Raw genomic sequence first — 22,556 nt, 5'->3', positions numbered from 1 at the left:
GTCAAGGGGTGTGATCGACGGCGAAGGAGGTGGTCGACGATGACCGACCAGACGATTCGACCGTTCGATCCCGCGCTCGTGGGCGCACTCGCGGCCGGTGACGCGTCGACGAGGCTCCGTGCCGCGATGGCCGCGGGCACCAACCCGCATCCCGGGTACGTCGACGATCTCATCCGACGCTGTGCCGTCGAACCGGACTTCTTCGTGCGGGACATGCTGACCTGGGCCCTGACGCGCCTACCGGCCGACCTCACGGTGCCCGTCCTCCTCCCCCAGCTGGAATCGGCGTCACCCCAGGCCCGGGCGCAGGCCCTGCACACCCTGTCGAAGATCGGCGACCGGTCGGCATGGGCGTCGATCTCCCCCACGCTCCTGCACGACGCCGACGACGAGGTGGCGCGCACCGCCTGGCGGGCCGCCGTCGTCCTGGTCCCGGCCGGCCGCGAGACCTGGCTCGCGAACGAACTGGCCGGCGAACTGGGCCGCGGGAGCACCGACGTCCGGCGGAGTCTCAGCCGTGCCCTCGCCGGACTCGGCGACTTCGCGGCTGGGCCGCTCACCACCGCGAAGAAGCGCGGTGATCGCGAGGTGCGGGCGCACGTGGCCGCGACCGAGCGACTGATCGACGATCCGGAAAGCGACTTCGAGGCCACCTTGGAGTTCGCCTCGCGCTTGAATGGTGATGCCTCCGAAAGGGATTCGTCCGACGGCGATTCGTCCGAGCAGCATTCGTCCGGCGCCGAGTCGGTCGACGGGGCGTGACGGTGCTGATCGGCGAGGTGGCGCAGCAGACCGGCTTGAGCAGCCGGATGCTGCGCCACTACGACTCGCTCGGACTCGTGCGGCCCACCGGGCGGACGTCGGGCGGCTACCGGGAGTACGCCGCGGCGGATCTCGAGCGGCTCATGCACGTCGAGAGTCTCCGATCGCTCGGACTCTCGCTGCGCGAGGTCGGTCGCGCGCTCGACGATCCGGACTTCGAACCCGGTTCGCTGATGGACCGGCTCATCGACGACACCCGCGCGCGGATCGCCGCGGACACGCGGCTCCTCGAGCGGCTGCAGCGCGTCGCGGTGACGGGTCCCACCGAGTGGACGTCGGTACTCGACGTGATCGGTCTGCTCCGTGCGGTCCAGTCCGAACACGCGGCCCTTCGCCAGCGGGCCGCGCTGCTCGCCGGCGAGGTGGGCGTGTCCGGGGAGTCGCTGGCCGACGCGCTGCTGGCCGAGAGCGATCCCAACGTCGCCGGTGCGCTTCGGTGGGCGCTCGCGCAGAGACCGGGCGGCATCGACCAGCTCTCCGCGGGAGCGGCGGATCCTGACCCGATGATCCGGCGTCGCGCGGTCACCGCGCTGGCGGCACTCGCGGAGAACGATGAGGTCGACGCGGTGTTGCACGGCCTGCTCGATGACCCCGACACCGTGGTCCGCCGCGTGGCCGCCCTGACGCTCGGGCGGCGCGGCGTCGACGCGGCGGTCGACGGACTCGTCGAGCTCATCGCCGCCGGCGACCGCGATGTCGAGGCCGCCGAGATCCTCGCCGGCCACGAAGCCCACCGCGAGCGGATCGTGGACCTGCTCGTCGACCGCCTGGGGGCCGACCCGGATGCGGCCGTGCGATCCCGACTGGTGCAGGCACTGGCCGAGATACCCGGTACCGCAGCGACTTCGGCGCTGCAAGCGTTCATCGGTGACGCCGACAGCATGGTGGCGCGAACAGCGATCGTGATCCTGGATCAGCGGCCCGGGGACTGATCGAATTCTCTGAATCCGTTGCGTCAGAGCCACTATGGAGCGGTCCGCCGATCCGGAACAACGCCCAGCAATGCGGTGATGCCGCCGTCGATTCCCACTCGACGTGAAACGTTGGGACTCATGAGACTTCTGTTCACCTCGGTTCACTGCAGTTCACTGGCGGTACTGCTGCTCACTGAGGGTACACAAGTTAATTGCGTTGCCGCGTAATTTAATTGGGCACTATTGGTTGTGGAAATCGCTCGCCCTCGAACGAATTGTCGACTACCTTGGTGGCATGCCCTCGCTCCCCCAGATGCGCGACGTCGTCATCGCACTCGAACCACCGATCGACCCGACCGGTCGGGGCATTCTCGACCGACTGGACGAGCTCCGGTTCCTGTACAACGCGGTAGGCCATCAGATCGCCGTGCACGCAGCAGCTTTCGATGCGACCGGCGCGGCCGACAAGGTGGGGTCGACCACGCGCGGGGTGCTGATCGAGATGGGTTTCGCGCCGGCGGTCGCTCACCGCAGCGTGCGAATCGGGGCGGGCATCGACTCATTGCCGAAGCTCGGCGCATGCGCCGCTGACGGGTATCTGGCGACCGAATGCGTCGACGCCGTTGTCCGTGGCATGACCATCATCGAGAAACGAACCCCGACAGATGTTTCCGACGACGATCGAGAGCGCTACGAGTCCGAACTACTGGCGCAGGCATTCTCGGGTGCCACCCCCATCGAGATCGCCGACCACGCACGCACCATCTCCCACCGCATCCAGGTCACCGCCGACGACGCCATCCCCGCTGCCGAGGACTCCTCCCTGAACGCGGTGAACTCGCACATCACCGACGACGGTCGCGTGGAGATCAAGGCCGACGTCACAGCTGTGATCGGTGAGAAGTTCCTGTCGATGATCGACGAGCGATCCTGCCCGCGACCCGAGCCCGACGGCAGTGAGGATCGGCGTACGCGCGAACAACGGTGGGCGGACGGCTTCGAATTGTTGCTGGATCAGGCGGCGATCGGCGCGACCCTCGACACCAGCGGCACACCCAGAACCCAACTACTGGTCACGATCCCGGCCGATGCGAAGGAGCCGGCGAGACTGCCCTGGGTCGGTTCGGTGTCACAGGCCACCGCGAGACGACTCTCGTGCGACGCCATCGTGGGCGAGATCGTGCTGGACCGAGAAGGAGTGCCGTTACAGATGGGGACCAGCAGACGACTCTTCCCGTCTCACTTACGAAGGGCCATCACGGTCCGCGACCTGTGCTGCATCAAATGCGGTGCACCCGCGGCACATACGCAGGTGCATCACATCGTGCCGTGGGTGGACGGCGGCCCCACCGACCTCGACAACGGATGCCTGCTCTGCCAACGCTGTCACACCCAGGTACATCACCACGGTTGGGAAGTGATCATGGGCCACGACCGCCACCCCTGGCTGATCCCTCCTGCAGACATCGACCCCGACCGCCGGCCACGGCCCGCCTACAACCGACGCACCATGCGGCTCGACGACGTGCTTGTGTAGGTCGCTCAAGCCCGAGCTGTCGGACTCGCATTTCGAGTGAGACGACGACGTACCCGTACGTAGAACCCGGCGACCCGATCGTCACAACAGTTCTTTGACAACTCCACAGTGTGAGAGCCCGGCGCGGTATCCGGCGACACGGCGACGCACCCGGCTGCAGGATCGGACGCAGCACGGGTCCGAGGTCGGTCAGCGCGCCGGTCCCCTAGCTGTACGCGCGGTGCCGACCCGGGCGCATCGTCCGCAGCCTTCAACAGACTGTGCGCACCCGCAAGATCGACCAGGGCCGGTCAGGAATCGTGCGGACCGCAATTGGGTGTCGTCTCCACCGATCGGTAGTCTGTTGGGCACTATGGCACCCGATCTGACCAGCCCTGATCCGTCCGGTACCTCCCACGGCGGCGGACGCCCGTACTACATCACCACCGCGATCGCCTACCCCAACGGCGCTCCGCACATCGGGCACGCCTACGAGTACATCTCGGCCGACGCCCTGGCACGGTTCAAGCGACTCGACGGCTTCGACGTCCGGTTCCTGACCGGCACCGACGTCCACGGGCAGAAGATGCAGCAGACCGCGAACGCCGAGGGCATCCCCACCGCAGAGCTCGCCAACCGGAACTCCGACCGGTTCCAGGCGCTGCAGGAGCGGCTGGGGTCCAGCTTCGATCGCTTCATCCGGACCTCAGACGAGGACCACAAGCGGGCATCGGAAGAGATCTGGCGGCGCATGAGCGACCGCGGCGACATCTACCTCGACAAGTACTCGGGCTGGTACGACGTCCGCGACGAGACCTTCTACGGCGAGGGCGACACCGAGGTCAACGAGGCCGGCGACCGGGTGGCCGCCGACACCGGGCACGTGCTGACCTGGACCGAGGAGGAGACCTACTTCTTCCGGCTCTCCGCCTACCAGGACAAACTGCTCGAGCTGTACGAGTCCCGGCCCGACTTCATCGGCCCCGACGTCCGGCGCAACGAGGTCATCAGCTTCGTCAAGGGCGGCCTGACCGACCTGTCGGTGTCGCGCACCACCTTCGACTGGGGCGTGCCGGTCCCCGACCATCCCGAACACGTCATGTACGTGTGGGTCGACGCGCTCACCAACTACCTCACCGGCGTCGGCTTCGTCGACGACCCGGAGACGTTCGCCCGCTACTGGCCCGCCGACCTGCACATCATCGGCAAGGACATCATCCGGTTCCACTGCGTGTACTGGCCAGCCTTCCTGATGAGTGCGGGTATCGACCTGCCCGAGCGGGTCTTCGCGCACGGGTTCCTGTTCAACAAGGGCGAGAAGATGAGCAAGTCGGTCGGCAACGTCGTCGACCCGGAGAACCTCATCGACGAGTTCGGCCTCGATCCGGTGCGCTACTTCTTCCTCCGCGAGGTGTCCTACGGTCAGGACGGTTCGTATTCCGCCGAGGCGATCGTGTCCCGCATCAACGCCGACCTCGCCAACGAGTTCGGCAATCTGACCCAGCGCACGCTGTCGATGGTCGGCAAGTACTTTGACGGCACCCTGCCGGCGCCGGGCGAGCTCACCGACACCGACACCGCGCTGCTGGCGCGCGCCGACTCGCTGCTCGACACCGTGCGAACCCACATCGACAACCAGGCGATCCACCTGGCACTCGAGGCCCTGTGGTCGACGCTCGCCGAGACCAACCGGTACATCTCCGCACAGGAGCCGTGGAAACTGGCGAAGACCGATCTCGAGCGCACCGGCACGGTGCTCTACGTCTGCGCCGAGGTCGTGCGCATCGTCGCACTCCTGAGCCAGCCGGTCATGCCGGAGTCGTCCGGCAAGATCCTCGACCTCCTCGTCGTCGGCGACGACCGTCGATTCACCGCCGTGGGCACCCGCCTGGCGCCCGGTACCGCGCTGCCGAAGCCGACTCCGGTGTTCCCTCGGTACGAGAACTGATCCCGCACTCCGAGCATGATCTCGTCGGACGGGGTGGGGTCTGGCTCGCTCGGCCCGAGCGCGACAGCACCGGCGCTCGACGTGCTGCGCGCCCTGCACGCCGAGACCGCCGCGCGTCGGCTGCCGCCGCCCGCCGCGCTGATCGGTGACTGGTACGACGCCGACGCCGTCATCGCGCCCTCGATCGAACTGACGCCCGGCTGTCTCCCGCCGGACGACCCCGATCGATTCTGGTTCGGCTACCTCGGTTTCCCGGTGCGGCCGCACGACGCGTCGCTGCCACCGAATGTCGGCGGGCACACCGACGGCGTGCTCGTACTCCGCGACGGTCGCTGGAGCTGCGCCGGCACCGGTGTACCCGACTGGGCGGAGGCGGTGGTGAACGCCGCCGGGGCGGCTCGCACCTCTGTTACTCATCGTCGGACCGACACCGTCCCGACGGTGCAATGGCATCCCCCGCAACGTGTTCCGCACCTGGACGCCATCGCGGAGTGCCTCGAGGCGATCCGCGCGGGCGAGGTGTACCAGGCATGCGTGTGTACCCGCTTCACCGGGACACTGACCGGCCGCCCGGTCGATTACTTCACCGAACTCGCCGGAGCCACCGCACCGGTGAAAGCCGCTTTCCTGCAGGGAGATTGGGGGTCGGTGGCGAGCCTCTCACCGGAGACCTACCTGCGCCGGACCGGCAACATCATCTCGTCGTCGCCGATCAAGGGCACCCTGCCGGCCTCCGCCGACCCCGATGCGCTGGCCGCCTCCGCCAAGGACATCGCCGAGAACATCATGATCGTCGACCTGGTGCGCAACGATCTGGGACGCATCGCGGTGACCGGCAGCGTGCGCGTCCCCGAGCTCCTGACGGTGGTGCCCGCGCCCGGCGTCTGGCACCTCGTGTCGCGCGTCGAGGCGATCCTGGCAACGGGCACGGGCAACGACGCCGTCCTCGCGGCGACGTTCCCCCCGGCGTCGGTCACCGGCACTCCGAAGCTGCGGGCGATGGAGCTGATCGACGGCTGGGAGGCAGACGCGCGCGGCGTGTACTGCGGGGCGATCGGCATGGCCGGCCCCGACCGCGCGCTCGACCTGAACGTCGCCATCCGGACCGTGGAGATCACCCCCGACGGGACCCTCGCCCTCGGCGTCGGCGGTGGGATCACCATCGATTCCGACCCCGCCCGGGAATGGCAGGAATGCCTCGACAAGGCCTCGAGCATCGTGAGGCCGCGCGGTTGGGCATGATCGGCGGCCGCTTTGGGTACGATTCCGCACATGACTGTGCCCATCCGGTCGTCCACCGATCTCACGGTGCTCGATCGTGATCTGCGCCGTGACCACGATGCCTTCATGTCGGGCGGCACGCCACGCGCCGACGTGCCAGGGGATGTAGTCGAATCGTGGGGTCGTGTCCGGTCGGGCCGGCACCGCTCCACCGTCGACGCGCACAACCCGGGTCACATCTCGGACGACGAACTCGAGACCCGCCGCGCCACGCACCCACTGCGCGACGCCGTGCAACCACTTCAGCGTCTGTTCGCCCAGTCCGCGGACGACGCGTCGATGACCTTGGGCGTGTTCGACGCCGACGGCGTGCTGCTGTGGCGTGGCGGTTCGGCCTCGGTGCTCCCGGAGGCCGACCGGCTCGAGCTCGTCGAGGGCAGCCGGTGGGACGAGGACTCCACGGCGACCACGGCGGTGGGCCTCGCGGTTCGCCTGCAGCGCCCGACACGGCTGTTCGGGGCCGAGCACTACTACAGCTCACTGCACGGACTGTTCTGCACCGCCGTGCCGGTGCACGACCACCGCACCGGCGACATGATCGCCATCGCGGGCCTGGCCGGACCTGCCATGGAGATGCAGCCCGCGGCCTCGGCCTTCACCTCCGCACTGGCCGCCCTCGGCGAACACGAGATCACCCTCACCCATCAGCGCGAGCTCGCCGACCTGCGATTCGCCGGTCAGGCCCAGCTCGCCGGCCTGCACGGGCCGGGGTTGCTCATCGACGACGACGGGTGGGTGGCCGAGGGGCGCGGCTGCACGCCGCCCGTCCGCGTCGCCGCGCCGACGGACAACATGCGTCAGTTCGTGGCGGGTCTGGGCATCTGCGTCGTCGAGCGCCTAGGCCAGGGCTGGCTGGTGCGTCCGGCCGGCCCGTCCGGCCCGGTCCTGGCCGAACTCTCCCTCGACGGGGAACCCACCGTGACGGTCACCGGCGACGGCGAGCCGTGGCGCACCGTGCTGACCCGACGGCATGCCCAGATCCTGTTGCTCCTCGCCGATGCCGGCGAGCAGGGCCTCACCTCACAGCGATTGAGCCAGCTGCTCTTCGGCGACGACGGGCACACCGTGAGTGTGCGCGCCGAGCTGTCGCGGCTGCGCCGGGTGGTCGGGGCGCTCGTCTCGAGCCGGCCGTACCGTCTCGCACCGCGCGTGGAACTGCGGGTCAGCCCGGATCAGCTCGACGTCTTTCGAGCACCTGTTGGTAGACGTCGCGTCGAGAGGCACCGGAACCCTGCGTGACCTCCGCGCACGCGTCCTTGAGTCGCATGCCGCCGGCCACGAGTTCTTCGGCCTGGTCAGCGAGGTCGTCGATGTCGGGTTCGGCGGCGACGGCTCCGGCGATCACGACGGTGATCTCGCCGCGTACGCCGGTGCCCGCCCACTCCGCGAGTTCGGCCAGTCCGCCGCGCCGCACCTCTTCATAGGTCTTGGTCATCTCGCGGCACACCGCGGCGCGACGATCCGGGCCGAGGATCTCTGCCGCGGCGTTGAGCGTGTCGGCGAGCCGGTGGGGTGATTCGAAGAACACGGCGGTCCGGGGCTGGGAGATCAGTTCGCGCAGCCACGCGGCTCGCGCGCCGGGCTTGCGCGGGGCGAAACCCTCGAAACAGAACCGCTCCGAGGGCAGTGCCGACACCGCGAGGGCCGTCGTGACCGCCGACGGCCCGGGCAGCGCCGTGACCGGGAGTCCGGCGTCGGCGCACGCCACCACCACCCGATACCCGGGGTCGCTGACCGAGGGCATGCCGGCGTCGGTGATGAGCAACACGGTCTGTCCCCCGGCGATCGCGCTGACCAGACCCGGGGTGCGGGCGGCCTCGACCTGGTCGTAGTAGCTGACCAGCCGGCCACCGATCTCGACCTGGAGAGCCGCGGCCAGCGCACGGGCACGCCGGGTGTCCTCGGCGGCCACGATGTCCGCGGTCTGCAGCGCCGCACGCAGACGCGGCGAGGCGTCGTCGACCTGGCCCATCGGCGTGGCCGCCAGGACCAGCCGGCCGCCAACGTCCGAGGCGCGCTCGGGGTCGGGACCGGGATCGGCGATCACGGCGGGGTCGTCGGGCACGTTCGCATCGTCGTCGAGATCGGGTGTGTCGGACTGGGCGGCGTTCATCGACAGCCAGCTTACGAGGGACCACTAGGATCGATCGGGTGCCACCTCGCCTGGGCCCGGACGTGCCCGCACCGCTGTTCGGTGCCCCCGACCGCGGTCGTGGACTCGTCGTCGGTGTGGTCATCGCGCTCCTGGCCACCGTCACCCGGTTCTGGGCCCTGACCCATCCCACCGACAAGGGCACACCGGTCTTCGACGAGAAGCACTACGTCCCGCAGGGCTGGCAGGTGCTGTCCGGCGGCAACTGGATCGAGGACAACCCGGCGTACGGGCTGGTCGTGCATCCGCCGGTCGGCAAATGGATGCTGGCCGCGTCCGAGGCGATCTTCGGTTACGGCCCGCTCGGATGGCGCGTGGCGCCGGCCGTCTCGGGCGTCCTGGTCGTCGTGCTGATCTACTGCGCGGTGCGCCGGCTCACGCGGTCGACGCTGGTGGGTGCGATCGCGGGGGTCTTCGCGATCTGCGACGGCGTGCTGTTCGTGCAGTCCCGGATGGGCATGCTCGACATCTTCCAGACCCTGTTCATCGTGGCCACTTTCGCCGCGCTCGTCGCCGACCGCGACCAGGTCCGGGAGCGGATGTACCGCGTCTATCTCGAGGGCCGGATCGCCGACAGTCCCTTCGGACCCCGTCTCGGCTTCCGCTGGTACCGGTTCACCGCCGGTGTGATGCTGGGACTGAACTGCGGCACCAAGTGGTCCGGCATCTACTACGTCATCTTCTTCACCGCCCTGGCGATCGGTTTCGACGTGGCCGCCCGCCGCGCGTATCGCGTCCCGCGTCCGTGGGTGGGCACCCTCGTGCGCGACGTCGTCCCGAGCGGCGCGAGTCTCGCCGTCATGCCGGTCGTCATCTACTTCCTGACCTACATCCCGTGGTTCACCAGCGAGACGGCGGTCTACCGCTACCAGGTGGGCAACACGATCGGTACCGACGGCCCGTTCGCCTGGGTTCCCGGTGCCTGGCGATCGCTGTGGTACTACGAATCCGGCATCCTCGAATTCCATTCGGGACTCACCAATTCCGCGGGCAACCATCATCCGTGGGAGTCCAAGCCGTGGACGTGGCCGATGAGCCTGCGGCCCATGCTCTACGCGCTCGAGAACGGTCCCGACCAATGCGGCGGGGGCGAATGCGTGCGCGCGCAGATGCTGATCGGTTCGCCCGCCCTCTGGTGGCTGGCGTTGCCGATGCTGCTGTGGGGGCTGTGGTCGTGGATCGTGCGCCGCGACTGGCGGTACGCAGCGGTTCTCGTCGGCTACCTTGCCGGCATCCTGCCGTGGTTCCTCGCCCTCGACCGGCAGATGTACTTCTTCTACGCGACCGTGCTCGCGCCGTTCCTGGTGATGGGCCTGGCGCTGTGTTGCGGTGACCTCCTGCGTTCGGCCGCCGCGACAGCGCGCGCCCGGCCCGAGCGCCGGGCGCTGGCGATCATGGTCGTCGCGATGTACGTGGGTCTGGTCGTCGCCAACTTCGTGTGGTTGTGGCCGATCCTCACCGGTTCCCCGATATCGCCGGGCCTCTGGCGGCAGCAGATCTGGCTGCCGAGCTGGGGCTGACACCGGCGGGAGCGGGCGGGCTCCCCGGAGGGCCCTACCGGGAGAACGACGACGGCCGGGTGGTCTTGTTGCGATATTTCCGGTGGTACTCGACATAGAGGTCGGCGTTCTTCGCACGTTCGAGTGTGTTGATCAGCTCGGGGTCGAGTCCGTGCTGGACCAGCCGGTAGCGGCGGTAGACACGGTTCAGCGCGATGGAGAAGAACAGGTACGACAGCAGGATCGGCATGGTCATCGTGATCCGCACCCCCCACGGCCCCGGCACGAACAGCATCGGGAGCACGAGGAGGATGCACGGTATCGACCACCGCGTGACCATCCGCACCGCCGCGCCGGGGCCGGTCAGATCGTTGATCACCCAATCCTGCGCCGAGGCAGGCAATCTGCCGCCGTACCAGTAGGCGACGTAACGCCACCAGACCGGGCTCGAGGATTCGTGTGGCTGGTTCATGGGCGCACTCCTGACTTCCGCGTGTACAACCACGGTAGCATTTGTCCTAGGACAAAAAATGTCGAGGCGGAAGTACAGTGTGCGTCGTGATCACCGGGCAGACAGTGAACGCGATCGTTCAGAGCGCCCGCGACGCGATCGTCGCCGGTCGGTTACGGCCGGGCGATTCGTTGCCGCCGATCCGTGAACTCGCCGTCGAGCTGGGCGTCAATCGCAACACCGTGGCCACCGCCTACCGCCAGCTCGTCTCGCTGGGTGCGGCGGACACGCGCGGTCGGGGAGGCACGGTCGTCGCCGACCGACTGCAACCCGGCAGCGAACTCGCCGCTCCCGCAGACGCCGTCGACCTGGCCGGCGGCAATCCGGACCCCGATCTCCTCCCCGATCTGCGCGCCGCGATCGCTGCGGCGCCCTACCGCCCGACGATGTACGGAACCTCCGCCGTGGCACCGGCACTGCGGGCAGCGGCGCCGGTGTTGTTCAGCGATCATCCGCAGGAGGGAGAACTGATCGCGACCCACGGAGCCGTGGACGCGATGGAGAGACTCCTGAACACGCACCTCGTCCGGGGCGACTCCGTCGCCGTGGAGAACCCGTGCTTTCTCGCCAGCGTCGGCACGATCCGCGTCAACGGGTACCGCGCGCTGGCGGTGGAACTGGACGAGCACGGGATGCGTCCCGATCACCTGGCGCGAGCGCTGGACGAGGGTGCGCGAGCGGTCATAGTCACCTGCCGCGGCCACAACCCCGGAGGGATCGCCCTGTCCGAAGCGCGTGCGGGTGAACTCCGTGCGCTCCTGGAGCGATACCCCGAGGTGCTCGTCGTCGAAGACGACCACTTCTCGCTGTTGTCGGTCCACGACTACCACCGGGTGATCCCCGACAACAGCCGGCACTGGGCGGTCGTCCGGTCCGTCGCGAAGTTCCTGGGTCCGGACCTGCGGGTCGCCCTCGTCGATGCCGACCCGACGACCGCCGCCGCGCTCGACGCCCGACTACGCTCCGGTCGCCCCTGGGTCAGCCACCTGCTGCAGACCACCGCCGCTCACCTGCTGACCGATCCGGCGACAACCCGGCTCATCGCCACGGCGCGCGGCGAATATGCCCGTCGCGCGCGACTTCTCGTCGATCAGCTCACCACGCGGGGCGTCGCGTCGACCCTGGGGCCACCGGACGGGATCAACGCATGGGTCGACCTGCCCGACGAGAGTCCCGCGGAGAAGGTCAGCACCGAACTCGCACGCCGGGGTTGGGCGGTGCAACCCGGAACGATCTTCGCCGTCGACGACGCCACACAACGGAATGGTCTGCGGGTCACGACATCCCGGCTCGACCGAGCAACCGCAGAACAGTTCACGACTGCTCTCGCCGACGCGATCTCACAGGTCTGACGACGGTCCGACGGCCGTCTCACCATACCCACCAGATACGCCGGTGGGCCGCGCATCACCGCGCGGCCCACCGGGATTCGTCGTGCTTGCGGGTCGAGGTCGCTACACCGCGGGACCGGTCAGCCGGTCGATGCCGCGCTGACCCTCGTCACGTCCCCCGTCGGTCCGATCGGCATCGCCGACAGTCGATTCGGCGGGCGCCGATCCGTTGGTCGACCCGGCCGACTCCGAACCGTTCGCCTGTTCGACCAGGTCGGGGTCGATCCTCTCGAGATGCCGGACCGCGTCGGCGTCGATCGATTCCAGTTCGCCGGTCGCGATGGCGACGGCCTGCTCGCGGACGTGCTCGTCGACCTGGGCCGACAACACGTGACGCGAGACGATCAGCGGGTCGCGCCGGAGGTCGAGGAAGAGCGACAGGCACATGCCGATCATGACCACGACGAACGGCAACGCGGCGATGATCGCCATCGTCTTGATGCCGTCGAGCGCGCCATCGCCACTGATCGCCAGCAGCAGAGCGGCCACGACGCCCGTCAGCACACCCCAGAACACCGTCAGCGAACGCGACGGGTGTTCGACACCCCGCTGCGAGAGCGTGCCCATCACGAGCGACGCCGAGTCGGCGCCGGACACGAAGAAGATGCCGACCAGGATCATCACCAGAGCCGAGGCGACACCGGTCCACGGCAGGTGGGCGAGCACGTCGAACAGCGTGCTCTCACTGGCCGCGGTGGCCGGATCGAATGCCAGGGTGCCCTCCATGTCCTGATGGATCGCGGTACCGCCGAAGATGCAGAACCAGACCAGCGACACCGTCGTCGGGACGACCATCACGCCGATCACGAACTCACGGATCGTGCGGCCGCGGCTGATCTTCGCGAGGAAGAGACCCACGAACGGGGTCCACGACACCCACCACGCCCAGTAGAAGATCGTCCAGTCAGCCAGCCACTGATGGCCCGCTTCGGTGGTCACCGTCGCGTCGGAGCGGGCCGCGAAGGTGGTGATGTCGGTGAGGTAGGCACCCAGGGTGGTGGGCAACAGGTTGAGGATGAAGATCGTCGGGCCGACGATGAAGACGAACAGTGCCAGCACGACGGCGAGCACCATGTTGATGTTCGACAGCCACTGGATCCCGCGCGCGATGCCCGACACCGCCGATGCGACGAACGCCGCGGTGAGGATCGCGATGATCGCGACGAGCAACATCTTCGTCGGTTCGTTGACCCAGCCGAGGGTGTCGAGTCCTGATCCGATCTGCAGCGCGCCGAGCCCCAGGGAGGCCACGGTGCCGAACAGGGTGGCGAAGATGGCCAGGATGTCGATGATCTTGCCGCCCGGGCCGTTGGCCACCCGCGGACCGAGGAGCCGCTCGAACACGGCGCTCATCAGCTGGGTCCGGCCCAGCCGGTACGTGCTGTAAGCCAGTGCGAGGCCGACGACCGCGTACATCGCCCACGGGTGGAAACCCCAGTGGAACATCGTCGTCGCCATGGCCGCGCGGATGTCGTCTTGACCGATTTCCGGTGGCGGACTTGCGAAATGGTAGAGCGGTTCGTACGCGCCGAAGAACATGAGCCCGATGCCCATGCCGGCGCTGAACATCATCGCGATCCAGCTCACGGTGCGGAACTGCGGCTTCTCCCCGGTCCGGCCGAGGGGAATCCGGCCGTACTTGGACACGGCGAGGAACACGGCGAAGATCACGAAGCCCGTCGCGGAGAGGATGAACAGCCAGCCGAGGTTGTTGGTGATCCAACTCAACACCTCGGTGGTGGTCGAGTTGAGACTCTCCTTGTCCCCGATCCCCCAGATCACGAAGGCGATGACGAGCACCGCGGTCACGGTGAAAACCACCGGGTCCAGTGTCTGCTTCGGACGCCCAGTGATCACATCCTGTTCACTTGTCATCGTTCAAGCCAATCAATCTCGGTGCATCTATTCAAGTTCGTCCGAGCACACGGTTGAGCATCTCAACGATCACGGAATCGTCGAGGCCCAGCTCACGGGCGGTTTCGACGTACGCCGTGGCGGCCGCGAAACCGGCGTCGAGCGCATCGTGGCGACCGGCCCTGATGAACGAACCCTGTCGCCCGCGGGTCTCGATGACGCCTGCCGCCTCGAGTTCCCGGTAGCTGCGCGCGACCGTGTTGGCCGCCACGCCGAGTCGCGATGCCAGGGCCCGCACGGTCGGGAGGCGTTCACCAGTGAGCAGCTCCCCGGATTCGATGAGGTCGATGACGCCGATCCGCACCTGTTCGAAGGGGGGACGGTCGGAGCCGGCGTCGATCCGCAGCGCGTCGAGCGCCGACGCGGTGCCGGTGCCGGCCGGGCCGGTGCTGCTCGGGTCGGGGGCCGACGGATCTCCGGTCATGACGCGGGCCTCACCGGGGATCACGCGCGAGCGGACACGACATGCACCGCGGCCCGCCGCGGCCCGACCCCAGTTCGCGACCCTCGATCTCGATGACCTCGATGCCCGAGTCGCGGAGTCGCCGATTGGTCTCGGAGTTCCGGTTGTAGGACACCACCACCCCGGGAGCGAGGGCCAGGGTGTTGTTGCCGTCGTCCCACTGTTCCCGCTCGGCGGTCACCGGGTCGAGTCCGGTGTCGATGACACGCAGCTTGGAGATGCCCATCGCGTCGGCGGCCGCATCGAGAAAGTGCTGTTCGCCGGTGATCCGGACCGCGTCGGTCGCGGCGTCGTGGACGAGGGTGAACGCCGACATGGTGTCGCGGATGTTCGGGTACATCACCACGGCATCGGTGTCGACCATCGTGCAGACGGTGTCGAGGTGCATGAAAGCGCGCGACTGTTCGATCGGCACGGCGAGCACGGTGTGCGCCAGGTGGTCGTCGAACAGGCTGCGCGCCAGCGCTTCTGCTCCGGCGGGCGTGGTCCGTTCGCCGACCCCGACGGCCACCACGCCGGCGGCGAGCAGCAACACGTCGCCGCCCTCGACCGGCGCGACCTGCGACTCGTAGGCCCGCCGGGCGCCGGTGAACCGCGGGTGGTGTGCGTAGATCAGATCGGTCAGCGACGTCTCCCGCGCCCGGGCGGGCAGCGCGAGGGAGGTGATCGCGAACCGTCCGCCTATCCAGAACGAACTGTCTCGGGTGAACAGCAGATTGGGCAGGGGCTCGATCGCGAACTCGGGGCCGTGGTGCATTCGCCGCACCAGTGACGACCGTTCCGCCGAGGGAGTGATCGGCAGCTCGTCGAACGTCATCCCGGCCATCAGCACGTAGGCGAGGTCGGCCGGCGACAGTCCCCGTAGATGAGTGGCCAGATCGTCCGCGAGGTGCGTTCCCAGCCTGCGCGCGCTGACGGCCGCCGCGATGCCCTGGATCCGCGCGGCGCCGCTGTGCGCGATGGTCTCGGCCAGCAGGTCGCCGAGGAGGTAGACGTCGACCCCCCGGTCGCGCAGCACCTCCGCGAACGCATCGTGTTCCTCCTGCGCGCGTCCGACCCACGGGAGCCCGTCGAACAGGAGCTGGTCGTTGTTGCGCGGGGTGAGGCGACGCAGTTCGTCGCCGGGCCGATGCAGCATGACCGCCCGCAGTGTGCCGACCTCCGAATCGGCCCCGAGCGCGTAGTCGTACCCGGGCGCGAGGCCCTCGCCGGACGTCACGGGCCCACGCACCCTGCGGTCCGCTGAGCGGGGTGATCCGACTGCCCTGCAACGGTCATCGCTCAACCGTAATTCGTCGTCCGCCCTCGCACAGCACTCATCGGCACCGCGGGGTGCCGTGTCGGCGCGGACGGCCGGCTCGGAACGTCACCGATCCTCGGCCGCGTCGCGACGAACCGTTTCCGAGGCGCCGAGCGGATCGGTACCCGGGTCGGGTTCGGCCGGCGTGGCGGATGTCCCGGAATCCTCGGTCGGCGTCATCGTGGGGCCGTCGCCCACGATCGCCGGCGCGGTCTCGCGGGCGAAGACCCACAGGACCAGCGCGACCGCGGCCACCACACCGGTCAGCACGAAGGCGGGTCCGAAGCCGACCCGGTCGGCGACGAACCCCACGATCACGGGTCCGGTCACGGCGCCGAGGTCCGACGACATGCCGTAGGCGGCCAGCGCCGAACCGCCTTGCTGACGATTGCCGAGGACGTCGGCGAGGGCGGCCTGATGGGTGGGCGCGAAGAGTCCCGAGCCCACTCCGGCGACCACCGACAACGCCAGCGCGACGCCGACGTTCGGGGAGAACCCGAGGGCGATGGTCGCGACGACGGTGATGACGAGACCGGGCAGCATGATGGGCCGCCGCCCGAACCGGTCCGACAACCGGCCGGCGACCAGGATCGCCAGCACGTTGCCCGCGGCGTAGACCGCCAGCACGATCCCCGCCATTCCCGCGCCGGCACCGAGACTCTCGGTGATGAACAGCGGCACCACCGCGACCCGGACACCCATGGAGGCCCAGCCCTGGGTGAAGTTCGACGCGAGGATCGCGCGATAGGCGCTGTCGCGCAGGGCGGTCCGGAAACCGATCAGCGCACCCGTCGGGCCGTCGGCCTGGTCCGGGGCGATGACCTCCCGCAACTGGGTGGCCACCACGGTCGACGCGACCAGCAGCGCGACCGCGTACACGACGAACGGGACCCGTAGTCCGAAGCCGACGAGCGCCGCCCCGATGAGCGGTCCGGTGATGCTGCCGATGAGGAACCCCGCCGAGAAGAAGCCCGACACCCGCCCGCGAATGTCGCTCGGCGCCATCCGGATCAGCAGGGCCATCGCCGAGATGCTGAACATCGTCGAGCCGATTCCGCCGAGGCCGCGGAAGACCAGCAGCTGCCAGTAGGTCTGTGCGAACGCGCACGCCAGGGTGCTGGCCGCGACGATCAGCAAACCGGTCAGGTAGATGCGCCGCTCGCCGAAGACGGTGACCAGCCGGCCGGTCGCGGGCGCGAACATCAACCGCATGATCGCGAACGCCGACACGACCGCGGTCGCGGCGGTGAACGAGACGTTGAAGGTTCGGGCGAAGGTGGGCAGCGCGGGCGCGATGAAACCGTATCCGAGGGCGATGACGACGTTCGCCGACAGCAGGACCCAGATGCCGCGGGGGATCCGCCTCATGGCAGCTCGGGCAGGTCGTCGAGGGCCCGCGCGGTCAGGGCGCGGCCGAGTTCGATCATCTCGGAGGCCTTGTGGAAGTCGAGGGTGCGAACCGTTCGACGGGGCACGCGGATCAACACGTCGGGCGGGTAGCCCGCGACCTGATAGCGGGTCAGGGCCTCCTGCATGATGTCGAGCGAGCGGCTGAGCACCTCCACGCGTCCCATCCGGGCCGGTTCGTCGACGCCGAACCCGGCCTGCTCGGCGGTCGGGACGGAGGCCGGCTCGCCCGCGGCGTCGACCGCGTCGGCACCCCCGTCGGTGGCGATCACCGCCCCGTCGGTGGCGGAGTGCTCGCCGCGCTCGGCCGTGGGCATCTCGTGACCGAGACGGTCGCGGACCGCTCGGATGAACTCGTTGTCGAGGATCGGCGCCACGTTGCGGCGCAACAGTCCCCTGGCCTTCGGCTCCCGGATGGCTCCGGCCTCCGGCCCACCGTCGGAGCCGATGATGACGCCGATGGTCACATCGCTGGACACCGCCGAGGTGGGGGCCACCGGCAGCGGATCGAGGATGCCGCCATCGGCGAGCAACCGGCCGCCGTGTTCATGCGGGCTGATGACTCCGGGGATCGCGATCGAGGCGCGCAGGGCGTCGGCGAGGACACCGCGCTGGAACCAGACCGCGCGGCCGGCGTTCAGGTCGGTGGCGACCGCGGTGAACGGGACGGGCAGGTCCTCGATCGCGGTGTCGCCGAGGATCTCCCGCACCCGCAGCAGGATGCGCTCGGCACCGATCACACCGGGCTTGGTCAGCGAGACGTCGAGCAGTCGGACGACGTCGAGCTGGGACAGACCGGAGATCCAGTCGACATAGTCGTCGAGCTTGCCCGCGCAGTAGAGGCCGCCGACGAGCGCACCCATCGACGACCCGGCGACGGTGACGATCTCGAATCCCCGCGCCTCGAGTTCGGCGATCACCCCGATGTGCGCGTAGCCGCGGGCGCCGCCACTTCCCAGAGCCAGCGCCACGCGCGACGGTCGAGCCATGGGGCAACAGTACCGCCGCTGTTTTCCCTCGCCGAAACCGCAAGCGGCGGCGATCGCCTGCGGTCCGCGCCCACGTCCCCGGATGGTCCGGTCGCCGGGTTCGGGTCGCGGACGCTACTGATCGGTGAGGAGGCGGCGCGGGCCCGGACCCAGTTTGTTGAGTTCGTCGCCCGGGTTGAGGAGGTGGCACTCCCCCAGGGACAGGCACCCGCAACCGACGCACGACCCGATCATGTCCCGCATGTTCTCCAGCAGCGCGATGCGGTGGTTGATGTCGTCCATCCAGCGCTTCGACGCCGCTTCCCACATCGACTTGGGTGGCGATTCGTGGTCGCCGAGTTCGGCGAGCACCTCACCGATCACCGACAGCGGGATCCCGGCGACCTGCGACGCCCGGATGAACGCCACGCGCCGCAACATCGCCCGGTGGTAGCGGCGCTGGTTTCCCGAGGTGCGCCGACTGAAGATGAGGCCCTGATCCTCGTAGAAGCGGACCGCCGACGGCGCGATGCCGGCTCGCTGGGCGAGCTCCCCGACCGAGAGCTCCAGCTTCTTCAGCGTCATGGCTCGATGGTAAGCGTCGCCGGCTCCTCGTCCCCGGTCCACGACCGGTAACGAGGAGCCGCCGTACGGCGCGGCTCGGTCAGGTGCGGACCACCATCACCGGGCACTCCGCGTGATGCATCACCTTCTGGCTTGTCGAGCCCAACAGAAGCCCGCGGAAACCGCCGCGCCCACGACTGCCGACCACGAGGAGCGACGCCTCCGCGCCCGCTGCGTCGAGCAGCGCCTTGGCCGGCTCCTCGGGCAGAACGGAGCGTTCGATGGTCACGTCCGGGTAGTCCTGCGCATATCCGGCGAGCCGCTCGGCGAGCACCTCCACCGCATCCTGCGTCATCCGCGCCACCTCGTCGGCGCCGATGCCGTATCCGTGGAGCGCGTCGGCGTCGAGAGGGGTCCACGTGTGCACCGCGCGGAGCGGGACATTGCGCAGCGACGCCTGCCGGAACGCCTCGGCCACGGCGGCATCGCTGACGGGCGAACCGTCCACACCGACCACCACGGGCCCGGCGTCGTCGCCCTCGGCGGCCACCACGGTGACCCGGCCGTGCGCGTGGGCGGCGACGCTGGTGCTCACGGATCCCAGGAACAAGCCCTTCACGCTGCCGAGCCGACGGGTGCCGACCACGATCATCGCCGCATCCTTGCCCAGTTCGAGCAGCACGCGTGTCGCGTCGCCGTCGACGATCGAGGTGGCCACCGTCACCCCGGGCGCCACATCCTTCGCCGCGTCGGCGGCCGCGTGCACCGCGTCGGACGCATCCTGACGGATGGCGTCGACCACGTCCTGCGGGATGATGAGGCCGGGGGCGTAGTCACTCGTGCTGGCGTCATACGCACCGACGAGCTTGAGATCGAGACCTTCGGCCGCGGCCGTCCGGGCAGCCCAGCGCACCGCGCCCGTGGCCGCGTCCGATCCGTCCACGCCGACGAGTATCGCATTCATGTTGTGGCTCATCTCCTCTGATCTCGACGCCCCGTGTGGGGTCCTCGGGTTCGGCCGCGGGTCTGCTCGGGGTCGCCCCGCGCGGCCCGGTTTCGGCCCCGACCCCCCATCCTGCCCCGGCGTCGTGGCCGCGGCAATGAGTACGAAGTCCTGATCACGGTGGCTTTCTGCACGATTCGCCCGACGTGTAACCTGGTGGACACCATGACGTCACCGCTTCCGCAGAACGGCACCAACGACTTTCGCGCGATCCTGATCCACATCGGGATCACCGTCGTCCTCGGACTCGGTTTGCTGGTACTCGCGCACGCGTCGTCGGATCCACTGCAGACCGTGCTCATCATCGCCTCCCCCATCGTGGTCCTCCTGGGCGCGAGCGCCATGCTGTATCGCACCTACCTGGCCTGGAAGCGCAACGGCCGCTGGCAGGTGTGGCAGGGCGGGGCATGGTTCCTGCTGATCTTCTTCATCGTGATGCTGTTCAATTCCGCACCCGTGCTCTTCGAGTGACCGTCGACGGCGACGGCCTGGGCCTGTTCCACCCCGGGCGGGTGGGACCGGACCGGTAGAGTCAGGACTCACCCGAGGTGAGGGAGGCACCGTGTCTGTCGGTCCGGCTCACGACGAACCACTCCCGCCCGGCACTCTCGTCGGGCGTCATCGCGTCGATCGACTGCTCCGCCGGCGCCCGGTGGGTGACGACTATCTGGCAACGGTCCTCCACCCTGGGGCCGGGGACCCACGGACGGCGGGTTCACCTCCCGATCGGGTCATGCTCACCGTCGTCGACCGGAGGACCTCGGCCGGCCCCGGCTTTCGCAGCTGGTTCCCGCTTGCGGTCGAAAGGGCTTCCACGATGGGGCATCCCGCGATCGCGCAGGTCGCCGGTCACGGTTACGCCGACGGTCGGGCCTGGGTGGCGATCGAACCCGTGCCCGCGTCCGACGCAGCACTGCTGATCCGCCGCCATTCCGACGGCATCGACATCGATCTCGCGGTACGCATCATCACCGTCGTGGGCGACGCGCTCGATGCCGCACACCGCAGACGACTGGTCCACGGCAACGTCTCCCCGGCCGACATCCTGCTCGCCGAGCCCGGCGACCTGACCGGTTCCGCCGCGGCGACCCCTGGTGTCGTCACTCTCACCGGCTTCGGACTCACCGCCCCAGGACACGACGGCCAGATGCCGCATCCGGCAGGCGATGTCGCCGCACTGGGCCGCACGCTCGTCGAATTGCTCACCGGCACAGGATCGGTCGCGCGGCATCGGGTGTCGGGGGCGGTCTCGCCGGCCTTCTACGCCGTGCTGGCGCGCGCCCTCGACCCCGATTCCGACCACCGCTACCGCACCTGCGCGGAGTTCGTCCGCGCCGCCGAGCTCGCCCTGCATCTCACGCACACCGACGGCGAACCAGCGACCGAGGTCATCGCCGCGGGCACGCCCGGGCCCGACCGCGGCGTCCCGCGGGTGTTCACGCCCGCCGGTCATCCGGACCGGCCGACAGAGGTCGACACCGAGCGGCGCCGGGCGGTCGCGACACCGCCGACACCGCCGCCGGTCTCCGCATCGCCGCGTCGACGGCGCTGGATCGCACCGATCCTCGTCGCCGCGGTGATCGTCGCCCTCGTCGTCGGAACGCTGATCCTGCTCGGTGCGAGCACCACCCGGCCGCCGTGGCCGTCGGCCGTCGCTCCCATCGCCGCGACCTTCCCCCAACTCCTGCCCGAGACACCGGAGTCGACGGGATGGCGAGGTGCCCGCTGCGAGGCCGTCTTCCGCGACGGGGTGGACGGCATCTCGTGTACCGACGACGCGAACGTCGGGTTCGTGGTGTGGCGTACACCCACGCCTCCGACACGTGCCGCGGTCACCGCCGGCCTGAAAGGCTATCCGGGAGACGAGATCAGCTGGCGGGACGGACCGGCGTCGGCGAGCCGGGACAGCGTCGTGGACGGCTGGGTCGTCACGAATTTCGCCGGGTCACCGCGTGCGACATACACCGTGGTGACCACGTGGCCCGGACACACCGGTCGCGAGATCCTCGACGACTGGTGGCGCACCGCTCCGCTGGGCTGACCGAACCCGACGACCACCCCACCCGCACAGCGACCGGCGCGAGCCCTGATCAGCGCCCCCGGAGCGCGTCGATACGGACCGCGACCTCCATCGCGGTCGACGGCCTCGTTCCGGCGAGCGCCAGACAGTTCGCGATGAGGGTGCGCTCGTCGCGATCCAGGTTCTCCGACAGTGCCGGCGGGGTCGACAGCGCGGCCCGGATCGCCAGCAGCGGTTGGGTGTCCGGCACCTCCCCGTACACCCCGTCGCCGGTGAGGGCGCGATGCAGGCACGCACCGAGCGACCAGATGTCGGTCGCACGCGAGGGCACGTCACCCGCCAGCAGCGCCGGGTCCATGTACTGCACCGCACCGGGCTGGGCGAAGCTCGTGATGGGCTCGTCGGCGGCGAGGACACGGGCCAGGCCGAGATCGGAGATCTTACCGCCGGTCTCGGTGACCATGATGCTCGACGGTGTGATGTTGGCGTGTGCGATCCCGGCCTCGTGCAGTGCGTCGACGCCGCGTGCCGCGTCGGCGATCGCCGCCAGCTTCTCGTCCCGGCTGAGCTCGCGCGCCGGACTGCCCAGCGAACCGAGCGGGAAGTACTCCATCGCGTACATGAACTGCCCCTGCAGCACCGCGTCGTAGAGGCCCGCCAGGTACGGCGACACGACGGCGGCGAACGCCCGCAGTTCACGCACTCCGCGACGGTAGGCGTCGTCGCTGCAGACGCCGCTGAAGACCTTCACCACCACGCGTTCGGTGCCCAGTCCCAGTCGCGCGGGCGGGACGGCGAGGTAGAACGTGCCGTTGCCGCCGATGCCGAGCTTCTCGAGCACCGTGAAATCCGCCAGCTGCTGCGGGATCTCGACTGTCGCCAT

20 protein-coding genes are annotated in these 22,556 nt (G+C 69.2%); 10 read left to right on the top strand and 10 right to left on the bottom strand.

Annotation, left to right across the window (positions count from 1 at the left end; translation table 11 throughout):
* Positions 1-39: 39 nt before the first annotated feature.
* The 6 genes from AC3B6C_RS14840 (at position 40) to AC3B6C_RS14815 (ending at position 7,720) form a co-directional block, all read left to right on the top strand.
* Positions 40-762 (top strand): HEAT repeat domain-containing protein, encoded by a 723-nt coding sequence (locus AC3B6C_RS14840; protein WP_488373306.1) that lies wholly within the window; start codon positions 40-42, stop codon positions 760-762.
* Positions 763-764: 2 nt separating this feature from the next.
* Complete coding sequence (locus tag AC3B6C_RS14835; RefSeq protein ID WP_488376271.1) at positions 765-1,754, top strand: HEAT repeat domain-containing protein; 990 nt, start codon at positions 765-767, stop codon at positions 1,752-1,754.
* 277 nt (positions 1,755-2,031) lie between these two features.
* Positions 2,032-3,273, top strand: coding sequence for an HNH endonuclease signature motif containing protein (locus AC3B6C_RS14830; RefSeq protein WP_488373305.1), 1,242 nt, complete (start codon positions 2,032-2,034; stop codon positions 3,271-3,273).
* A gap of 352 nt (positions 3,274-3,625) precedes the next feature.
* Positions 3,626-5,200, top strand: coding sequence for a methionine--tRNA ligase (gene metG / locus AC3B6C_RS14825; protein ID WP_488373304.1), 1,575 nt, complete (start codon positions 3,626-3,628; stop codon positions 5,198-5,200).
* Between the two features lie 15 nt (positions 5,201-5,215).
* Positions 5,216-6,442 (top strand): aminodeoxychorismate synthase component I, encoded by a 1,227-nt coding sequence (locus AC3B6C_RS14820; protein ID WP_488373303.1) that lies wholly within the window; start codon positions 5,216-5,218, stop codon positions 6,440-6,442.
* Between the two features lie 30 nt (positions 6,443-6,472).
* Positions 6,473-7,720, top strand: a complete 1,248-nt coding sequence (locus AC3B6C_RS14815) for a helix-turn-helix domain-containing protein (RefSeq protein WP_010844391.1) — start codon at positions 6,473-6,475, stop codon at positions 7,718-7,720.
* On the opposite strand, the gene rsmI is transcribed toward AC3B6C_RS14815, so the two are convergent.
* Positions 7,644-8,594, bottom strand: coding sequence for a 16S rRNA (cytidine(1402)-2'-O)-methyltransferase (rsmI, locus tag AC3B6C_RS14810; protein WP_488373302.1), 951 nt, complete (start codon positions 8,592-8,594; stop codon positions 7,644-7,646). The two genes, AC3B6C_RS14815 and rsmI, sit on opposite strands and share 77 nt — an antisense overlap.
* A gap of 38 nt (positions 8,595-8,632) precedes the next feature.
* Between rsmI and AC3B6C_RS14805 the strand changes: the two genes are divergently transcribed.
* Positions 8,633-10,153: a dolichyl-phosphate-mannose--protein mannosyltransferase gene (locus AC3B6C_RS14805; protein WP_488357555.1), complete on the top strand. Its 1,521-nt coding sequence runs from the start codon at positions 8,633-8,635 to the stop codon at positions 10,151-10,153.
* 34 nt (positions 10,154-10,187) lie between these two features.
* Here AC3B6C_RS14805 and AC3B6C_RS14800 read toward each other — a convergent pair whose 3' ends face one another.
* Entirely contained in the window at positions 10,188-10,604 is a 417-nt protein-coding gene (locus AC3B6C_RS14800) for a DUF5313 domain-containing protein (protein WP_488373301.1), read from the bottom strand.
* Between the two features lie 77 nt (positions 10,605-10,681).
* Between AC3B6C_RS14800 and AC3B6C_RS14795 the strand changes: the two genes are divergently transcribed.
* On the top strand, positions 10,682-11,995 hold the full coding sequence (locus AC3B6C_RS14795) for an aminotransferase class I/II-fold pyridoxal phosphate-dependent enzyme (RefSeq protein ID WP_488373300.1): 1,314 nt from the start codon (positions 10,682-10,684) through the stop codon (positions 11,993-11,995).
* A 102-nt stretch (positions 11,996-12,097) separates the two neighbouring features.
* Here AC3B6C_RS14795 and AC3B6C_RS14790 read toward each other — a convergent pair whose 3' ends face one another.
* From AC3B6C_RS14790 to AC3B6C_RS14760, 7 genes are all read right to left on the bottom strand, one after another.
* Positions 12,098-13,909, bottom strand: coding sequence for a BCCT family transporter (locus AC3B6C_RS14790; protein WP_488373299.1), 1,812 nt, complete (start codon positions 13,907-13,909; stop codon positions 12,098-12,100).
* Positions 13,910-13,940: 31 nt separating this feature from the next.
* A complete protein-coding gene (locus AC3B6C_RS14785; protein ID WP_014925975.1) occupies positions 13,941-14,372 on the bottom strand; it encodes a GntR family transcriptional regulator in 432 nt (143 codons plus the stop codon).
* Positions 14,373-14,382: 10 nt separating this feature from the next.
* Positions 14,383-15,630, bottom strand: coding sequence for an arginine deiminase (locus tag AC3B6C_RS14780; RefSeq protein ID WP_488373298.1), 1,248 nt, complete (start codon positions 15,628-15,630; stop codon positions 14,383-14,385).
* Positions 15,631-15,777: 147 nt separating this feature from the next.
* Positions 15,778-17,079: an MFS transporter gene (locus tag AC3B6C_RS14775; RefSeq protein ID WP_488373297.1), complete on the bottom strand. Its 1,302-nt coding sequence runs from the start codon at positions 17,077-17,079 to the stop codon at positions 15,778-15,780.
* A complete protein-coding gene (locus AC3B6C_RS14770; protein ID WP_055475310.1) occupies positions 17,076-18,107 on the bottom strand; it encodes a patatin-like phospholipase family protein in 1,032 nt (343 codons plus the stop codon). The genes AC3B6C_RS14775 and AC3B6C_RS14770 overlap by 4 nt, the downstream gene beginning before the upstream one ends.
* A gap of 114 nt (positions 18,108-18,221) precedes the next feature.
* Positions 18,222-18,671, bottom strand: a complete 450-nt coding sequence (soxR, locus tag AC3B6C_RS14765) for a redox-sensitive transcriptional activator SoxR (RefSeq protein WP_004019988.1) — start codon at positions 18,669-18,671, stop codon at positions 18,222-18,224.
* Between the two features lie 79 nt (positions 18,672-18,750).
* The gene (locus AC3B6C_RS14760) at positions 18,751-19,614 is read right to left on the bottom strand and encodes a universal stress protein (protein ID WP_010844401.1); all 864 of its coding nucleotides are present in this window, start codon (positions 19,612-19,614) and stop codon (positions 18,751-18,753) included.
* Positions 19,615-19,818: 204 nt separating this feature from the next.
* Between AC3B6C_RS14760 and AC3B6C_RS14755 the strand changes: the two genes are divergently transcribed.
* Positions 19,819-20,124, top strand: coding sequence for a hypothetical protein (locus AC3B6C_RS14755; RefSeq protein ID WP_014925970.1), 306 nt, complete (start codon positions 19,819-19,821; stop codon positions 20,122-20,124).
* Between the two features lie 91 nt (positions 20,125-20,215).
* Positions 20,216-21,694 carry a serine/threonine-protein kinase gene (locus tag AC3B6C_RS14750; RefSeq protein ID WP_488373296.1) on the top strand — a complete coding sequence of 493 codons (1,479 nt, stop codon included), beginning with the start codon at positions 20,216-20,218 and terminating at the stop codon, positions 21,692-21,694.
* Between the two features lie 49 nt (positions 21,695-21,743).
* Here AC3B6C_RS14750 and AC3B6C_RS14745 read toward each other — a convergent pair whose 3' ends face one another.
* Entirely contained in the window at positions 21,744-22,556 is an 813-nt protein-coding gene (locus AC3B6C_RS14745; RefSeq protein WP_488373295.1) for a protein kinase domain-containing protein, read from the bottom strand.

This window comes from Gordonia sp. 11cp (assembly GCF_057767225.1).
Note: the sequence above shows the minus strand (reverse complement) of the source record. Positions and strands in the feature narration are given on the sequence as shown.